This window comes from Thermaurantimonas aggregans (assembly GCF_003851885.1).
Classification (GTDB): Bacteria; Bacteroidota; Bacteroidia; order Flavobacteriales; family Schleiferiaceae; genus Thermaurantimonas; species Thermaurantimonas aggregans.
The window spans coordinates 1-18,274 of the sequence record NZ_BHZE01000017.1 but is presented as its reverse complement, the minus strand read 5'-3'; the positions used below and the strand labels follow the sequence as shown (position 1 = coordinate 18,274).

The following is an 18,274-nucleotide window of genomic DNA, read 5'->3' as shown; positions in this document are numbered from 1 at the left end:
CACAAAAAAAATTTATTACAATCTTAACGGAAGTCATACATTTGTGTAAAAATCACAATCGGTATGACAAAAATCTACTCGCGTAATCTTTTCCTTAAGCTCTTTTTCTTGACGGGACTAATTACAGGTGTGCAATTTTCTTATGCACAAACCTATTGTATCCCTACCAATAGCTGCGTTTCTGGTGACCAAATTGAGAACTTCTCCACCACTGGTGGTGTAACTAACATTAGTAATCTCAATAGTGGTTGTTCCCCTAATGGTTATCAATTTTTTTCAAACCAGGTAGTAACAGCTCTTCCTGGAACTCAGATAAACTTCACCGTACAATCAGGATCTAGTTGGTCTCAAGGTTTTAGAATCTGGGCTGACTGGAACAATGATGGGGATTTCGTGGATGCCGGCGAGGATCTCTGGAACTCCGTGACTTGGGCTACCACACCATTTAATGGTAGTTTTACTATTCCTGTAGGTACTCCCCCTGGCAACGTAAGGTTGCGCGTGAGGTGTAATTATGTTGCTGTACCAACAAGCCCTTGCGATCCTCAAACTTTTGGTGAGACAGAAGATTACGTTATTAACGTTTTGCCTACCGCTCCTTGTACTTCTCCTCCCCCAGTAGCTACCACTATTGCCTCTGACACTTCCGTTTGTCCAGGTACTACAGTAAACTTTTCATTGGCAAACATCACTTTTGGAGCTGGTCAAACCTATCAGTGGCAGTCAGCTCCTTCGGCTTCCGGTCCCTGGACCGACATAACAGGTGCTACTTCACCAGTCTATTCTCAAGCAGTTTCTACTACCACCTTTTTCAGATGTAATGTAACCTGTGGTAGTGCATCTACGCCTTCTACGACACGTCAGGTAATTGCTGCGGGTAACAATTTTAACGGTGTTTATACAATCAACCCCTCAGGTTCTGGTCCAAATAATTTTACATCATTTACTGCTTTTGCCAATGCCCTTGCCTGTGGTTCAGTCACTGGCCCAGTAACTGTAAATGTGGCTCCAAACTCCGGACCTTACACTGAGCAAATTGTGTTACCTTATGTGCCAGGTACTTCTCCCACTAATAAGATTGTTATTAATGGTAACAACAACATCATTCGTTTTGACGCCGTCAACAGTGCCCTCAGACATACAATTGAACTAAACGGCGCCAAGCACTTTGAATTCAATAACCTTCAAATTCTATCTCTCGGAGTCAGCAATGGCCATGCATTGGAGTTTAGAAACAGCGCTGACTCTAACAAATTCGTTGGCTGTGTTATCGGTCATATCGATATGGAAAACACATCCTTCAATATAGGTGCTATTGTCTTTTCCAACTCAAAAACCTCAACCACTGGTCAAGGAAATAACGGTAACTATAATGAATTTATCAATAACATTATCCAGGGTGGTTATTACACCATTTCATTGAATGGATCTGCTACCACACCTAATACAGGAAATAAATTCATAAATAATGAGATCCGAAACTCTTACCTCTACTCAGTATGGGGTCAAAACGTGGATGACTTGGTTTTTGAGGGCAACAATGTGCATCGTTTGACACGTAATACCCTGACAACTTGCTATTACTTATACATTTCGGGTACTAATAACCGAAGAAATAAAATCCTTAGAAACAGATTTCACTCACCTTTCGAGCAGCAGCAAAATACTACAAGTTCTTTTTACGGAATATGGTTTACAGCTGGTGCTACCAATGCTGCTGACCGAAACCTTATTGCTAATAATATCTTTTATAACATTCGCACAAATGGTGTTATTTATACCTGGTATCATACTGGTTCTACTGGTTATTTTGATTTCTTCCACAATACAATTTCGATTAATAACCCAACAGCTAACTCAGCGAGTGCGAATAGATTGGTGTGGATTTCAACTACACCTGACAGCATGCGTATCCGCAACAATGTCTTTACATGTATTCGTGGTACAGCAGGAAGTGGTCAAAATCATATTATATACCTTTCGAGTTCAACTTATACACCCATTATTGATAATAATGTCTATTTTATAGATACCATCCATCCGGTAAACTTCGTTGGATTTCGTGGATCGAATGTTAAAACTTGGAGCAACTGGAAATCAGTGGCTTCAGGTGCATTTGAGCAAAATGGTGAGTACGCCAATCCGATTTATGAAAACGAATCGGCTGGAAATCTTAAGCCCATTAATCCGGCGATAAATAACATAGGCTTTGACTTAACTGCTATTGTACCGAATGATATCTTAAATATAACGCGCACTGTACCACCCGATCCTGGAGCTTATGAATTTAGCCCGCTGCCTGGTGTAGATGCCGTGCTCACTACTTTTATTTCACCGTCGCCTGGTTCTGGATGTACGGGTAATATTGCAGCCTCCGTTAATCTTAGCAACTACGGTCTCACCAACCTGACCTTTGCGCGAATTCAATGGAGTGTAAATGGTGTATTACAAAGCCCTGTTAATTTTACCGGCAACTTAGCTACGGCTGTAAATCAATCTATTTCACTAGGAACTTTTGCAGCCACTCCAGGTCAGACATATAATCTGGTAGCATACGTCGACAGTGTAGCTCCGGGCATAGATGCTAATCCATCCAACGATACTACCTCTAGGGCTTATAATACAAATGGATTGTTTGGTACATATACCATTAATGCAGGTCAACCAGCCTCAGCTACAAATTTCCAATCCTTTAATGCTTTAGCTAATGCTTTACATACTAACGGTGTTTGTGGACCGGTTACCGTGAATGTAGTTCCGGGCTCAGGTCCTTACATTGAGCAAGTACAGTTTAACCCCATAGTTGGTGCAAGTGCAACAAACAGAATCACAATAAATGGAAATGGTGATACCATCCGATTCGATGCTACCAACTCAGCATCCAACTTCGTCATTCGCTTGAATGGTGCCGACTTCTTTACTTTCGATAGTTTGAACGTAAGAGCTACCAACGCTTCAAACAGCTGGGGCTTCCACCTTACCAGCAATGCTGACCACAACATCATCCGCAAGTGCCGCATCGAGTGCCCGTTGAATACAACATTTAACAACGTACCTATTGTTATTTCAGGTACTAACACAAGCTCAACTACCTTTGGTAACTGTGGTAACTATAATCTCATTGAAGACAATACCATCATTGGTGGTTATTATGGCCTCACCGTAATGGGTGTTTCTTCGACTTCAGCAGGCTTATCTAAGTTTAATAGAATTCAAAACAATAAGTTTTTGGATTACTATTTGGCAGGTGTGTATGCTGGTCCAAATGATAGCTTAGAAGTGGTCAGGAATGAGTTTTCACAGCCCACGCGTACTACTCATACCACTTTTTATGGTGTACTTTTCTCCGGTTACTACAATAACTGCCGCATTGTAGGAAACTTAATTCACAATGCCTTCAATGCAGCTACTACCTTCCCAACGTCAGCAGCTTATCCGATTTACATCTCTGGTGGTTCTGACGCGGGCCAATGGAATTTAATCGCCAACAACATCATACGCGACATCAAGACCAATGGTTTGATCTATGGTATCTACTTCCTCAGCTCATGTAACTGGTGGAAGGTATATCACAATACCATAGCCATCTATCTGCCCAATGCTGTTTCATCAAGTGCTACACGACTTGTATGGCATGCTACTGCAAACGACTCCATCAGATACATGAACAACTTGTTCTACCTGATGCGAGCTGGAACAGGTCAGAAGTACATTATGTATCTTAACTCTTCTACCAGCCGTCCGCTAATCAATCACAATGCATATTTTATACATGACTCAGTAGGTACCAATTACTTCTTTGGCTGGAGAGGTTCTAACGTAAATACGTTTGCTGATTGGCAGGCTTTGGCTAACAATGCCTTTGATCAGCAGGGCCGCTATGCCAATCCGAACTTTGTGAGCATATGGACAGGTAATGTACAGCCAACAAATGTGCTCTTTAACGGTATGGGCTTTAATCTTCAAAACTGGGTACCGACAGACTTCTTCGGTACACCACGCGGGGCCTTCCCAGATGCCGGTGCTATAGAATTTAACCCGCCACCAGGCCCTGATCCCGCAATTGTTTCATTCACCCAGCCTACCGGAGCCATTTGTGATACCTTTGCTACAGCTCAAGTACAAATCGCTAACCTTGGTCTCGATACTGTCACTTCTCTTACTATTGCATGGAGTGTAGATAATACACCGCAAACACCTGTAAACTGGACCGGGGTGCTGGCATCATCGCAAAGTGTAAATATTACACTTGGTACTTTCAACGTTCCAGCAAACGCCCTCGTGAACGTTACAGCTACCATTACTGCAAGCGGACCTGGTGTAGATACCGATCCATCAAACAATACGCTCACGCGAAGCGGTATTCGCAGAAGCCTCTCTGGAACTTATACCATCAATGCATTTTCTGCTACATCAGGTAGCAACTTTGCGAGCTTCACCGATTTTGCTAATACCCTGAGCCAAGTGGGTGTTTGTGGACCGGTGACTGTAAACGTGGTTCCAGGTTCGGGTCCATATGTTGAGCAAGCTTACTTTGGAACTATACCAAACACCAGTGTAGCAAATACCGTAACATTAAAAGGTAATGGAGAATCCATCTCTTTCAACTCTAATAATACCGATCGAAGAGCGATCATTGCCTTTGAAGGTACGAGAAACTTTGTACTGGATTCTCTAAACATAAGTTCAACAGGTACGATATCGCAATTTGCTACAGGTGTTTACATCACAGGTAATGCAGAAAACATTACTGTTAAAAACTGTTCTATTGTAATGCCGATGAACTTCACCAATACCAACTATAACGGTATTTTGGCTTCTATATCTGAAAGCAGCATTACCGGAATTGGTAAAGTGTGCGATCGCATTACCATTGAGAAAAACTTTATTTCAGGAGGTTACCAAAACATTTATTTAGGAGGTAATACTGCTACCACAGGCCCATTTACTGTAGGAAATAAAATACTGAACAATACGCTCGCAGACGCCTACATCTACAGTTTCTTCACAAGGGGTGTGGATAGTTTGGAATTCAACGGAAATGATATTCACCGTTTGAATCGTCAAACAGTTACAACCTTCTACGGCATCTATATCAGCAATGAGATCCGTAACTCGAAGATTACCAACAACAGAATCCGCAATCCTTATGCTTCGGCAACTTCAATCACTGGTTCTGCTTTCGGATTCTATAACTTCACCTCAAGCGGTAACCCGAATAACCGAAATCTCTTTGCCAACAACTGGATGTATGGTTGGGAAAACACTGGTTTTAACTATTGTTTCTACCTATCAGGTTCTAGTAACTGGAATGTGTACCACAACTCTATATCAATAGAGCATAACTCCACTGGAACTGGTGGGGAGTATCTAATTTACCTGCTGGGAACAATGAGCAACATCGACATCAGAAATAACCTCATTACAACCAGCAGACCCACAACCGGTACATCCTATATCATTTACCAATCTAATACAGTTACTAACATTACCTATAATCACAACGCTTATTGGAGACAAACGAATTCAACTTCTGCATTCTTTGGATTCAACGGTTCAAACATCAATACGTTTGCTAACTGGCAAGCCTCAACTGGTAACCCTGACTCCAACAGTCAGTTCGGTCAGCCCTTCTATGTGAATCCAGCAGCTAATGACTTTACTCCAGGTTCACCACAGTTCAACAATATCGGTGCAAACCTTCTAACAGTAGTACCCACAGATATCAATGGTGTATCACGTACTTCAACGCCTGACCCAGGTGCTGTGGAATTTGTACCGCTGCCATGTACAGGTCCGTTCAATTTTACTTTAGTGAGTGCCACCCCGACTTCTGCTACACTCAACTGGGGTAGTTTCGACAATAATCATCAGATCGAATGGGGACCTGTAGGCTTTACACCAGGATCGCTTCAAGGAACTTTGATCACCAACATCACCACAAAGCCATACACAGTAACTGGTCTTTCATCGAATGTATGCTACGACATGTATGTGCGCGACAGCTGCGGTCCTAACCAGTACAGCCAATGGGTTGGTCCGGTACAGGTATGTACTCCTATTGCATTCGATGCCCGACTTGAAGCACTTGTAAATCCAAGAAACGGTCAATGTGGTGACAGTGTGATGAATGTACGTGTAGTGGTGAAAAATGAGGGAGCAAACCCGATATCAAATGTGCCTGTAACCTGTCAAATAACAGGTGATTTGACGCAGACATTTACAGCATCAGTACCTTCTTTAGCAGCAGGTGCTCGAGATACAATCAACATGGGTACAATTAATGGATTCCAAGGTTTGAACCTGAACATTTTGAGCTTCACCTCATTGCCCAACGATCAGGTGACCAGCAATGACTCGTTAAATCTTCAGGTATTTATAAAGCCAAGAAACCCTGTAGTGTTACCATTCTCAGTGTGTACAGGTATTGATACTATCACACTTCAGGCAAAACCAGGTCCGGGTCTGTTGTACGAATGGTATGGACAGCCCACTGGCGGTACACCTCTTGCGACAAGTAATACCTTCTTTGTGCCTTCTATTTCAACAAAGAATGATTATTATCTGCAATATCGTCAGATTGTTGGTGACTCAGCCTCAGCCACACATGGGCCACTTGTTCAAAGTGCTGGAACTTTCATTAATTCAGCTACATCTTTCAGTTCTTGTCCGGGAATCCTTAAAATAGCAGTGCCTGCAGGTGCAGTGATTGACTCTATCAGGGTTTCTTACTCCATCACTGCTACTGGTGGTGGTTGGATTTCAGAGCAGCTTTCGAGAATTCGGGTAGTCAACAACAATGCTGCTGAACCAGTAGTAGTTGGTCCAGCGCTGAATCAGGGTGGAACACAGGCCTACTCACGCACACTTAATATTGCCAACGGAGTTATTAACTCTGATACACTTACTTTAGAGCTGCACGTTGGTAGAACATGGCCAGATGGCGGTACAGGTCCTTGCAACGACCTCTACCAGTTTGTACCTGCCAATTCATGGACTGCTACGGTGTACTACCAAGCCTCTGCATGTTCACAAGTGCGTACACCTGTGATCATTACACCTACACCAAAACCGACTGCTTCATTTACTTTCACACAGATACCCACTAGTTATACCGTGACATTTAATGGTGTAGCCACAAATGCTGATTCTGTACATTGGGATTTTGCCGGTTTGGGTACTGCAAACACGCTAAATGCCACATTTACATTCCCACAAAATGGAAAATATGGAGTTTGCTTTTCGGCATTTAATGAATGTGGTGACACTACCGTGTGTGATACACTTGAATTCAAGGTTTCAACTGCTGAGCATTTGCTTGGGTCTTTCCTCAAAGTGTATCCGAACCCAAATACAGGTGTGTTTGAGGTAACCTTTAGCGATGACGTGGCCTCCCTGCCCATAGAAGTAGTCGATCTCACAGGTAAAGTGATTTATCGCACTGAGTGGAGAAGCGCAGGTGGAACATTTAGAGAAACCATTAAACTCGAAGATGTCGCTGCAGGTACATATTTACTTCGCGTACACTCCTCAGCCGGAATCATTAACCGAAAGGTGGTGATCGGAAAATAAGAACTCCGCTTACTTTTAAATAAGAACTGCCTCCCAATCCGGGGGGCAGTTTTTTTTTTAACTATTCAGTTTTCGACTTAAGTCTTAAAAGAGATATAAGTAATTACATGAATGGAATGGTGGTAAAAAATAATCAAAATGAAATCCTGGCAATACTAATTAGAAGGATATTTTTATATAATTACGATATTTCGTACAATTTCAAGAATGTTCGCAACCATGTAAACTAAGAAGATGTCATCGACGATAATTAAATGGTTGGTGAAATATTAAGGCTTTTACCGTCGAGCAGGCCTTCTATAGCAGGGTAGCATATAAAGTTGCGTTCCTTGAGCTCAGTAAGTGCTTCGATCCGTAGGAAGTCAGGATGTTCTTCTATAGGGATACACTCTCCACTGCTGAGTAGCAGTTTAATGGATTTTTGGCTTTGATCGTAAGCTTTATTCTCCACTTTGCCGGCAAAAACTAAGTATTCCTCCTCTCCATTGTTTAGGGCTAAAGCAGTTCTTACCATCCTGCGAAGTTTTGACACGTAGTCATGGCTGATCTCTTTATCGGTAAGTTTGATTTTAAGTAAGTTTCGGTCGAGCAAGCGGATACAGAGACTACTGAGAACAGGGTCGGGATCGTAATACCATTGCTTGATGGATGTCCAGATGTCGGTATCGTCAAGCGAAAGAAAAATGGAGAGCCAAACAGGGTCGTTGCGAAGGGTCTCGATAGTAATATCTCTACGCAATAAGGCCTCAAGCGAGCGTCCAGCCTGAATTTTATATCCGCCACGGTAGCGCTGACGGGCGCGTTCAAAGATTTTTTGCATGAGAAATTCAGCTGAAAGTACGGTCTTGTGCAAGTACACTTGCCAATACATTAACCGGCGGGCAATTAAAAATTTTTCGACACTATAGATCCCTTTCGATTCGATCACGAGCTCGTTTTCGTGCACATGGAGCATAGTGATAAGGCGCTCTGAGTTGACCATACCTTCATGGACTCCAGTGTAAAAACTGTCGCGTCGCAAATAGTCAAGGCGATCCATATCGAGCTGACCGCTGACAAGTTGATGTAAAAAGCGCTTAGGATATTGGTCTCTGAAAATGCGAATGGCCGTAGAAAGTGCGTATTCAAATTCGATGTTGAGCTTCTCCATAATGAATAGTGAGAGCTCTTCGTGGCGTACCGGCAGAAGCGAATGTTCGAGTGTATGCGAAAAAGGGCCATGACCAATATCGTGTAGTAAAATAGCGGCTAGAGTTGCTTCCTCCTCTGTCCATGTAATTTCTATGCCTTTTCGACGCAAAATTTCAATGGCTTTTTGAGTGAGGTGCATGGCACCTAATGCGTGGTGAAATCGCGTGTGGGTGGCACCCGGATATACCAGATAGGTGAGGGCAGTTTGACTAATACGCCTAAGTCTCTGAAAATATGGATGATCAATTATTTTTAGTATGAGGGGGCTTTCAATTATAATGAAACCGTAGATCGGGTCGTTAATGATCTTAGTTTTATTTTTGATTCTGGACATTTATTTCTTAATAAGCACAAAAGTATGGAGAGTACGCGCATTCTCTGGGCCGATGACGAGATCGATCTGTTAAAGCCACACATTATTTTTCTTGAAAAAAAAGGTTATAGAATCGATACGGCTACCAATGGCCGCGATGCGCTCGATATGATTCAGGAGAATCATTATGAGTTGGTCTTTCTGGATGAGAATATGCCCGGTTTGACAGGGCTTGATACACTTGTTCAAATCAAAAAAATCAATCGCAACATACCGGTAGTGATGGTGACCAAGAGCGAAGAAGAGCGCATTATGGAAGAGGCCATCGGATCACAAATCGCTGATTATCTAATTAAGCCGGTAAATCCTAATCAGCTTTTGCTTTCCATTAAAAAACTTACAGAACAAAGAAAGCTCATTAACGAAAAAACTGCAACAGACTATCAAGCAGAGTTTCGCCAACTGGCCATCGATATGAGTATGGCCGCTACTATTGAAGATTGGGTGAAGATTTACAAAGACTTAGTTCGCTGGGATTTAAGCCTCGACCATGTGGAGAACAGCACTTATCGCGATTTGCTAGAGACGCAAAAAAAAGAGGCTAACTCATTGTTTTTTAAATTCATATCAAAAAATTATCAACCCTGGCTCAAAGGCAGTGAGGCAGCTCCAACGCTGTCGCCACAGCTGTTTCCGAGAGAACTCTTTCCCTTTTTAAAAGCAGGTAAAAAAGTATTTACCATTGTGATTGATAACCTTCGATACGATCAGTGGAAGGTGATCGAATCAGAACTCGCGCAACTCTTTGTGGTGGAGAGCGAAAAAATCTTTTGCTCCATTCTGCCAACAGCTACCCAATATGCGCGCAATGCAATGTTTGCAGGACTCATGCCGGCCGAGATCAAGCGCCGATATCCCGACAAATGGTTTGACGACGATGAGGAGGAAACAAAAAATCAATTTGAAGAATTTTTCTTGGAAGAAAACCTAAAGCGCTATGGTTTAGGGCATATCAAATGGAGCTATGCTAAAATATCGCAATTAACTTTTGCTAGAAAATTTGTAGAAAACCTCAAAACGCTGGTTGATAACGACTTGAATGTAGTAGTATACAACTTTGTAGATATACTCAGCCATGCCAAAACTGAAATGGATGTGATCAAGGAACTTGCCGATAACGACAAAGCTTATCGCTCGCTCACACGAACCTGGTTTATCCATTCGCCTTTGTTTGAAATTCTGCGCTTCTGTGCTGATCGTAAATTGCCTGTACTGCTCACAACCGACCATGGCACCATCAATGTTCAAAACCCGATTAAAATCGTCGGTGAACGTGAATTAACCACAAACCTTCGCTACAAAGCCGGGCGCAATATGTCGTATAATCCGAAAGAAGTTTTTGAAGTTAAAAACCCCGATGATTATCACTTGCCTCGCATGGGAGTAAATACCCACTATGTTTTTGCAGGAAAAGATGACTTTTTCGCTTACCCAAATAACTACAACCATTACGTGAGATATTACCGCAACACCTACCAGCACGGAGGTATTTCACTCGAGGAAATGCTTATACCCGTAGCTTACTTGCTGCCGAGGTAAGTAGTTTATTACATGATGTCTTATGCGTTCGCTTTTGACAGACTTCTTGGATCTCATTTATCCAAATAGTTGTATACACTGCAGTACCGAACTTTCTCAGGCTGAGTGGTATTACTGCTTCCGGTGTGAGGCTGAGGCGGGATTTAATCAAAATTATTCAATCAGCCAGAATCAACTTACTGAAATACTTCAAGGGAGAATTCCGGTCAGATATGCGCATTTCTTGCTTTATTTCTATAGAAATACCGTGGCTCAGAGTATTTTGCATGAATTGAAGTACAAGAACAATCCGGATATCGGCAGATATATGGGACGAATACATGCAAGACTGCTACGCGATGAAGCATATTTTCGACCTGATACTGATACCGTTATTATTCCGATACCTCTGCACCGCAAAAAACTTAGAAAACGCGGATATAATCAGGCAGAAGAATATGCGAAAGGTTTGGCCGATGTATTGAAAATTGAAATTAATTCAACTGCATTAGTGCGCAAAAAATATGCTGATACACTGACAAAGAGAGGAAGATTGCTGCGCTGGCTAACGCTAAAGGAAACCTATATGCTCGAACGTCCACAAGAAATAGCCGGCAAACATTGTATCTTAGTCGATGATATTTTTACCACCGGTGCCACTCTTGAGCGATGCTACAACGAGGTGAAAAAAGCCAATATAAAGTCTGTTTCAATCTTTACAATAGCTTTTGCTTCGCGCATTTAAGACGATAAAAATTTGCATAAAACTGCACATAATCTTGTACACAAGTACTTTTGTGCTGTTTCACTACAATTGTTTATGAAAAAATCTGTTTTTTTATTGAGTATTTTCATGTTTTTTTTATGGTCAAAGGCTTTTTCATGGGGCCAAACAGGCCATCGCATTACGGGAGAAATCGCAGAAAAATACTTAACGCCCAAAGCGCGTAAAAACATCCGGAAACTCATTGGTGACCAGTCGCTCGCCATTGTAAGTACTTGGATGGATGAAATAAAAAGTGATCCAAGATACAATCATACGCACGATTGGCATTGGGTGACTATTCCTGATGGTCAGACCTATGAACAGACGGAGAAGAATCCAAAAGGCGATGTAATCGAAGCCATCGATCGACTTGGCAATGTGCTTAAAGACAGAAGTCAGACTGACTCTGCTCGTCGTGATGCATTGATGATGTTAGTGCATCTAGTAGGTGATATTCATCAGCCGCTACATGTTGGCAGAGGAGACGATCGCGGTGGTAACGATATACGCGTGCGCTGGTTTGGTCAAAATTCGAACCTGCATCGGGTATGGGATAGCGACATGATCGACTCTTATCAACTCTCATACACAGAGTACACTGATGCCATCTATCGCAAGTATCAGCATCAGGCTCACCAGTGGATTTCTACCGATCCGCGAGTATGGGCCTATGAGTCGATGCAACCTAGAGATGAGATTTATGCATTCGATCGCGATAAATCGCTTGGATATCTATATCACTACAAAATGCGCGATCTCTACGAACTGCGCCTGATGCAAGCTGGTGTTCGCATTGCTGCATTGCTCAATTCCTTGCTTGGATAATTAATTTTTTTGATTTTTAACCCATTAACCTAATTAATAAAAATATTTTGGGATAGACTTACTTTAATTTATTGTATCTACGATAGCAGGGATAATAAAAGATTTTTAAGTGTCTTTAGGAAGATAAAGATAAATTTGAGTCAAGTTTTTAGATATTATCTTTTTTTATCTATAAAATCTTAATACAAGACAAACGATAAGGATCAAAGAAATAGAGCAAAGAAAAAAGCCACCCCAATTGAGGCGGCTTTTCTTTTTTTGAATTTGAGATATTATCTGAAAGAAATCTTTTGTGTAGTTACCTTACCGGAAGCGTCAATGATTTGAAGCATGTATACGCCTGCAGCTAAGTTGTTTTTGTAGATGTTAAAGTTGCCTGTCGCTTTATTCCATTCGTTGATCAAGCGACCGCTGATATCAGTAAGGCGCAGCGTGTATGATTTTTCGCCCAGACGAACAGTCATTAAATCACTTGATGGATTGGGGAAAATTGCAAAAGATTGAGCATTAAATTCATCCACGCTAATGTTCAGTGTCTGACAGCTATTCCACTTGTACTGAGCAACATCATTATTACCAGTGCGGACATATTTACGGTTAAAGCCACCTAATCCATTTGGCTCAACGCAGTTTCTGTCATTCGGGTCGGGGAATGATTCTTCGTTGGCAGTGTTTGTTACGTCGCCGTTAACAAATTTAAAGTACAGAATAGCCGGACACAGATTAGGAATAGTTACTTCATATACGCCATTTCCGATCGGTGTCAGAGGTACGCGTCCTGCTTGCCAAGCGGGCGTAGTGAAATCGCCAATCAAGAACACAGTGTCAGCTGGTACTGGGCCGTTGCTCAAATCAACGCGAAAAGTAACCGGACCATCTGCTGGCTTAGGAGTACATGGAGTTGTCTGATTAAAGCATACAACCGGTACGGTTTGATTGGCTGAAATTACAATTTGACGGTTAGGAAGCCCCTCCCAGTTGGTATTTCCGCCTGAATGTGTGCGGAACTTGTATTCATGTGAACCACTATCAACATCTAAAGTAACTGTGTAAAGATTAGGGTTGGCAGTAGTAGAATTCATCTTTACGCCAGCTCCCCAATTTGCCAAAGTACCTGCTATGGTTACTGAGTCAAAAGATCCACAAAAGTTTTGAAGATCCACCTGGAAGGTGACATTGTATTTCGGAAGTGGGCCGGCCGGACAAGCAGTACACATACCAAAGCAAACAACTGGTATGGTAGTCGGTCCTGATACAGTTACCCCTCTATTGCCATTTACGGCGCAGGCTGCAGGCACACTTTCATCACTTCCCCAGGCGTTGCCATTTATAAACTTGTATTCATACGAACCGGCAGGAAGATTGACCGTGATAGCATACACGGTAGATGATCCTACCTGGGTCAGTTGTGTAGCAGACGGATCCCAATTGTTCGGAAATCCAGCAGCCTGTTGAAAGTTACCGGCTATACGCACACCATTTGCACTGACGGTCTGAGTGGCCATGTCTACCTGAAAGGTGACAGGAAATGTTGTTTGCGCCATAAGCATACCCCCAGTAAGCATTGCGCTGAGAAATAAGTAGATTTTTTTCATCTCTTTCAAATTTTAGTTAGTGTACTTTTTACATTTACCGCGAAAGTACTCAAAAATTAAAAAATGAAAACACGATTTTTATCAGGTTTCAACGACCCACTGTTAAATGCAGGTAATTTCAGTGTAAAATTTTCGAGATATTTTCTGATCCCCCTTATTTTCAGTGTATTCAATACAGGGATACTTGTCGCTCAAAAAAAATCTTCACAATTGATAGAGCGCATCGATCCACCCCAGTGGTGGAGTGGCATGTGCTGGAATACAGTGGAATTTCTTGTTAAAGGAAAGGACCTTACAAATGCAATGGTTGAGCTTGTATCTGGTTCAGCCGTGCTAAAAAGTGTTCTGTCAGCGAAAAGTTCTAAATACTTGTATGTGACACTTGAAATTCCTGAAATTCCTGAAAATCAGGAAATTAAATTGCGAATCAAGGCAAATAAAAAATCTCAGATACTTTCAATACCGATTCGCCCAAAAACGCATAAAAATTTTCAAACCATAACTTCATCAGATGTCATATATCTGATAACTCCCGACCGATTTGCCAATGGGAATCCAGCGAATGATCATCTGAAGGGCTTTTATCAATCATCTACTAACCGAAATGAGCCGTACGACAGGCATGGAGGTGATATAGCAGGCATTGCTTCTAAGATAGATTACTTCAAAGAGATCGGTGTTTCAGCTTTGTGGATTTCGCCTGTATTAGAAAACAATCAGCCACACGAAAGCTATCACGGGTATGCGATCACCGATTTATATAAAATAGACCCTCGAATGGGTACACTCGAGGAATACATCAATCTAAGTGCAAGCCTTCAACAAAATGGTATTAAACTCATAAAAGACATGGTATTCAATCATTTTGGCGATAAAAATTACTTATTTGTCGATGTTCCAGACTCAAGTTGGTACCATTGGTGGCCAAATTTTACGCGCACGAACTATCGAGCTACCACCTTGATGGACCCTTACCGTTCAGAATTTGACCACAGTGTGATGACGGAAGGGTGGTTTGATACGCATATGCCCGACCTAAATCAGAAAAATCCCCAACTGGCGCGTTATTTAATTCAAAATACGCTGTATTGGATTGAGATTGCTAAACTGAATGGAATTCGCATTGATACCTATGCCTATTGCGATCAAGATTTTATGTCGAGCTGGATCGAGGCAGTAAAAAAAGACTATCCCGACCTTTACATAGTGGCTGAAATTTGGGAGCATACCGTGCCACCTCAACTCTTTTTTGATGCTGACCTTCCGCAGCGCCGACTAGCGAATACGCATCTCGACGGTATAACCGATTTTCAACTCCATTTTGCCATTCAAGAGGCACTCAATCGCCAGCCGGGATGGGCGGAGGGCGTGAACAAGTTGTACTACGTTCTCGCTTCCGATTATTTGTATAAAGCTCCTGAAAAGCTTGTCACCTTTCTCGACAACCACGATGTAGCGCGCATTTACGGGGTATTGGGTAAGGATTTGCAAAAACTCAAAATTGCTCTGGGATGGCTACTGACCTTAAGAGGCATTCCGTGTATCTATTACGGCACCGAAATCTTGATGGCTCATACCGATGGACATGGTTTAATCCGCCAGGATTTTCCCGGCGGATGGCCTGATGATACAATTAACAAGTTTACTGCTAAGGGCAGAACTCCTGATGAAAACGAAGCTTTTAACTTCATAAATACCCTTATTCGCTTGCGTAAAAAACATCCGGCACTGGCTACAGGCAAGCTTACGCAGTATGTGCCTCGCAATGGAATCTATTTTTATACAAAGTCAGATGCTTATAACACATTTCTCATTATATCAAACGTAAACAATAAACCCATGCCATTTACTCCTGCAGAATTTTTTGAATTTGCAGAATTAAAATACGTATATGGAGATCTCGTGGAATGGTCTGGCGAAAGTGAAAATAGGCAAACGCTAGTTTTACCGCCTACATCCTTTACGCTTTTTAGAATTCAATAACCTCTTAAAGAATAAGGTCCTTATTTAAAAGGATAATTTTAAATAAGTCCATTTAACATACACGCGATAGAGTTTGCGTCTATTGAGTGTAAATACATTCGTACCCGTATTATTTTCGCCTTTTAAATGAATCTAATTCCTTAATCTGATGAAAAAACGATTAGTAGGCTTATGCCTTGCCCTAGTACTACTGATACCTCCTGTAGCTCGGGCCAATGAGGGAATGTGGTTTTTGATGCACATCGCCCGACTCAATTACAGAGATATGCAAAAGCTCGGCCTTCAGCTTACGGCCGAAGAGATTTACTCGATCAACAATTCGAGCTTAAAAGATGCAGTAGTCCAGTTTAATGGCGGATGTACGGCAGAACTTATTTCGCGCGATGGACTGCTGCTCACCAATCATCACTGTGGATACGGAGCTATAGCAGAACTTTCAACACCTGAAAACAACTATTTGCGCGATGGCTTTTGGGCTAAGACACGCGATCAGGAGCTCAAGCCCAAGTCGCTCTTCGTGCGCTTCTTTATTCGCATGGACGATGTTACACAGCGCATCCTCAGTAAGGTAAACAACTCAATGACCGAGGAGGAGCGTGACCGCATCATCCGCGAAGAGATTGCCAAAATCGAGCGCGAAAACAGTGAGGGGGGCAAATATGTGGTTTCGGTGCGCTCCTTCTACGAAGGCAATGAATATTACTACTTTGTGTATCAAGACTATTCCGATGTGCGCTTGGTAGGTACACCGCCAGAGAGCATTGGCAAGTTTGGTGGCGATACCGACAACTGGGAATGGCCGCGTCATACAGGTGATTTTTCACTCTTTCGCGTGTATGCAGGGCCTGACAATCAACCTGCAGCCTACAGCAAAGCGAATGTGCCCTTTAAGCCAAAGCACTTTTTCCCAATTTCTTTGGCCGGAATTAAAGAAGGCGATTTTGCTATGATTCTTGGCTATCCGGGCCGTACAAATCGCTGGTTGCCTTCAGCCGGTGTTCAGCAAAACGTTTCATATGCATATCCGGCTTGGGTTGAAGGATCAAAGCTCGGTATGGATGTAATGAAAAAATATATGGACAAGGACGATGCTGTGCGCTTGATGTACGCAACGAAATACTCTCAAGTGGCCAACTATTGGAAAAACCGCCAGGGTATGATCGATGCCCTAACTAAGCACCGTACCGTGGCTACGCGCCAAAAGCAAGAGCGCATCTTTCAGCGCTGGGCTAATAAACCTGAAAACCGCGAGCTCTATGGCAGTGTGATGGCTGATATTCAGGCATATTACGATGCTACCAACTTAAAAGCCCGCCACGACAACTACTTGATGACCATTTTCCGAACAGCGACGTTGTCCATCTTCCCGGTGCGCATCAAAAATTCCATCGACGCACTGCTGAAGGCTGATGCTGAACGACGCAACATGCTCAAAGAGCGCATTTTCGCTACAATCGATGAACAATACGCCGACATGTATATGCCGCTCGAAGAGGATGTACTAGCTGCACAACTGGCGCTCTACAGCTCAAAGTCCGCTCCCTATCCGATAGCTCCCTACATCGAAGAACTTCGCAAGCGCACGGGCGACAACTTCCATCCTTATGTAGCTAACGCGCTGAAAGCAAGCGTATTTTCATCAGCTGAACGCATTAAGGCAGTGATAGAACTCGGCGATATAGCGCTGATTGAAGCAGATCCGATTTACAAAATCTCATCTGCCCTCTTCGAAAAATACCGCGAAGAAACACCGGAGCAGAAACAACTCGAAGCCAAATACCGCCGTGCTTTCAGACTAATGGTTGACGGCTTCCGCCGTGCTAATCCGAATAAGGCCTTCTATCCAGATGCAAACAGCACGCTGCGCCTCACTTACGGCACTGTGAGGGCTCTGCCCCGCGATCCGAGAAATGACGCAGCTCGTAACTATTACACCACCCTGAAGGGCAAAATCGCAAAATACAAGCCTGGCGACGAAGAATTTGACTTACCAAAGAGACTCATTGATCTCTACAATGCGCGCGATTTTGGTCAATATGCCGATAAGGCTGGATTTATGCCCGTTAATTTTCTAACAGATAACGACATTACTGGCGGTAACTCTGGCTCACCAGTACTCAACGCAAAGGGTGAACTCATCGGCTGCGCCTTCGACGGAAACATTGAAGCAATGGCAGGCGATGTAATCTTCGACGAAAAGCTCCAGCGCACCATTAATGTCGATATCCGATACGTGCTTTTCATCATCGATAAGTTTGCCAATGCAGGCCACTTACTCGAAGAGATGGAAATTCGCAAATAAATTACTCTTAGAAATTAAAATGGAAGAAGCTGTCCTAAAAGAGGGCAGCTTTTTTTTATCAGTTTTTAAATGGTATTTAATGTTACAAAAAATGAATTAGACTTAAAGCAGGTTTTTGGTAGTGATATTTCAAAAAATTGATTTTTGAA

At 42.5% G+C, this 18,274-nt stretch carries 8 protein-coding genes; 6 read left to right on the top strand and 2 right to left on the bottom strand.

Features of this window, described 5'->3' with window-relative positions:
* Nucleotides 1-63: 63 nt before the first annotated feature.
* Entirely contained in the window at nucleotides 64-7,572 is a 7,509-nt protein-coding gene (locus EIP89_RS08295) for a GEVED domain-containing protein (protein WP_124398213.1), read from the top strand.
* A 250-nt stretch (nucleotides 7,573-7,822) separates the two neighbouring features.
* Here the strand turns inward: EIP89_RS08295 and EIP89_RS08290 are convergent, their stop codons facing one another.
* On the bottom strand, nucleotides 7,823-9,097 hold the full coding sequence (locus tag EIP89_RS08290; protein WP_124398212.1) for an HD domain-containing protein: 1,275 nt from the start codon (nucleotides 9,095-9,097) through the stop codon (nucleotides 7,823-7,825).
* 24 nt (nucleotides 9,098-9,121) lie between these two features.
* On the opposite strand from EIP89_RS08290, the gene porX reads away from it, so the two are divergent.
* The 3 genes from porX (at nucleotide 9,122) to EIP89_RS08275 (ending at nucleotide 12,245) form a co-directional block, all read left to right on the top strand.
* Nucleotides 9,122-10,675 carry a T9SS response regulator signal transducer PorX gene (gene porX / locus EIP89_RS08285; protein ID WP_124398211.1) on the top strand — a complete coding sequence of 518 codons (1,554 nt, stop codon included), beginning with the start codon at nucleotides 9,122-9,124 and terminating at the stop codon, nucleotides 10,673-10,675.
* A gap of 22 nt (nucleotides 10,676-10,697) precedes the next feature.
* On the top strand, nucleotides 10,698-11,399 hold the full coding sequence (locus tag EIP89_RS08280; protein ID WP_124398210.1) for a ComF family protein: 702 nt from the start codon (nucleotides 10,698-10,700) through the stop codon (nucleotides 11,397-11,399).
* 75 nt (nucleotides 11,400-11,474) lie between these two features.
* Nucleotides 11,475-12,245 (top strand): S1/P1 nuclease, encoded by a 771-nt coding sequence (locus EIP89_RS08275; protein ID WP_124398209.1) that lies wholly within the window; start codon nucleotides 11,475-11,477, stop codon nucleotides 12,243-12,245.
* A 272-nt stretch (nucleotides 12,246-12,517) separates the two neighbouring features.
* Here the strand turns inward: EIP89_RS08275 and EIP89_RS08270 are convergent, their stop codons facing one another.
* Complete coding sequence (locus tag EIP89_RS08270; RefSeq protein ID WP_124398208.1) at nucleotides 12,518-13,840, bottom strand: pullulanase X25 domain-containing protein; 1,323 nt, start codon at nucleotides 13,838-13,840, stop codon at nucleotides 12,518-12,520.
* 63 nt (nucleotides 13,841-13,903) lie between these two features.
* On the opposite strand from EIP89_RS08270, the gene EIP89_RS08265 reads away from it, so the two are divergent.
* Nucleotides 13,904-15,823: an alpha-amylase family glycosyl hydrolase gene (locus EIP89_RS08265; RefSeq protein WP_124398207.1), complete on the top strand. Its 1,920-nt coding sequence runs from the start codon at nucleotides 13,904-13,906 to the stop codon at nucleotides 15,821-15,823.
* Nucleotides 15,824-15,971: 148 nt separating this feature from the next.
* Nucleotides 15,972-18,125 (top strand): S46 family peptidase, encoded by a 2,154-nt coding sequence (locus EIP89_RS08260; protein ID WP_124398206.1) that lies wholly within the window; start codon nucleotides 15,972-15,974, stop codon nucleotides 18,123-18,125.
* The last annotated feature ends 149 nt before the right edge of the window (nucleotides 18,126-18,274 follow it).

Coding starts and splice junctions, on each gene's coding strand:
- EIP89_RS08275 (WP_124398209.1), top strand. CDS start 11,475: ATGAAAAAATCTGTTTTTTTATTGAGTATTTTCATGTTTTTTTTATGG.
- EIP89_RS08265 (WP_124398207.1), top strand. CDS start 13,904: ATGAAAACACGATTTTTATCAGGTTTCAACGACCCACTGTTAAATGCA.
- EIP89_RS08270 (WP_124398208.1), bottom strand. CDS start 13,840: ATGAAAAAAATCTACTTATTTCTCAGCGCAATGCTTACTGGGGGTATG.
- EIP89_RS08260 (WP_124398206.1), top strand. CDS start 15,972: ATGAAAAAACGATTAGTAGGCTTATGCCTTGCCCTAGTACTACTGATA.
- porX (WP_124398211.1), top strand. CDS start 9,122: ATGGAGAGTACGCGCATTCTCTGGGCCGATGACGAGATCGATCTGTTA.
- EIP89_RS08280 (WP_124398210.1), top strand. CDS start 10,698: ATGCGTTCGCTTTTGACAGACTTCTTGGATCTCATTTATCCAAATAGT.
- EIP89_RS08295 (WP_124398213.1), top strand. CDS start 64: ATGACAAAAATCTACTCGCGTAATCTTTTCCTTAAGCTCTTTTTCTTG.
- EIP89_RS08290 (WP_124398212.1), bottom strand. CDS start 9,097: ATGTCCAGAATCAAAAATAAAACTAAGATCATTAACGACCCGATCTAC.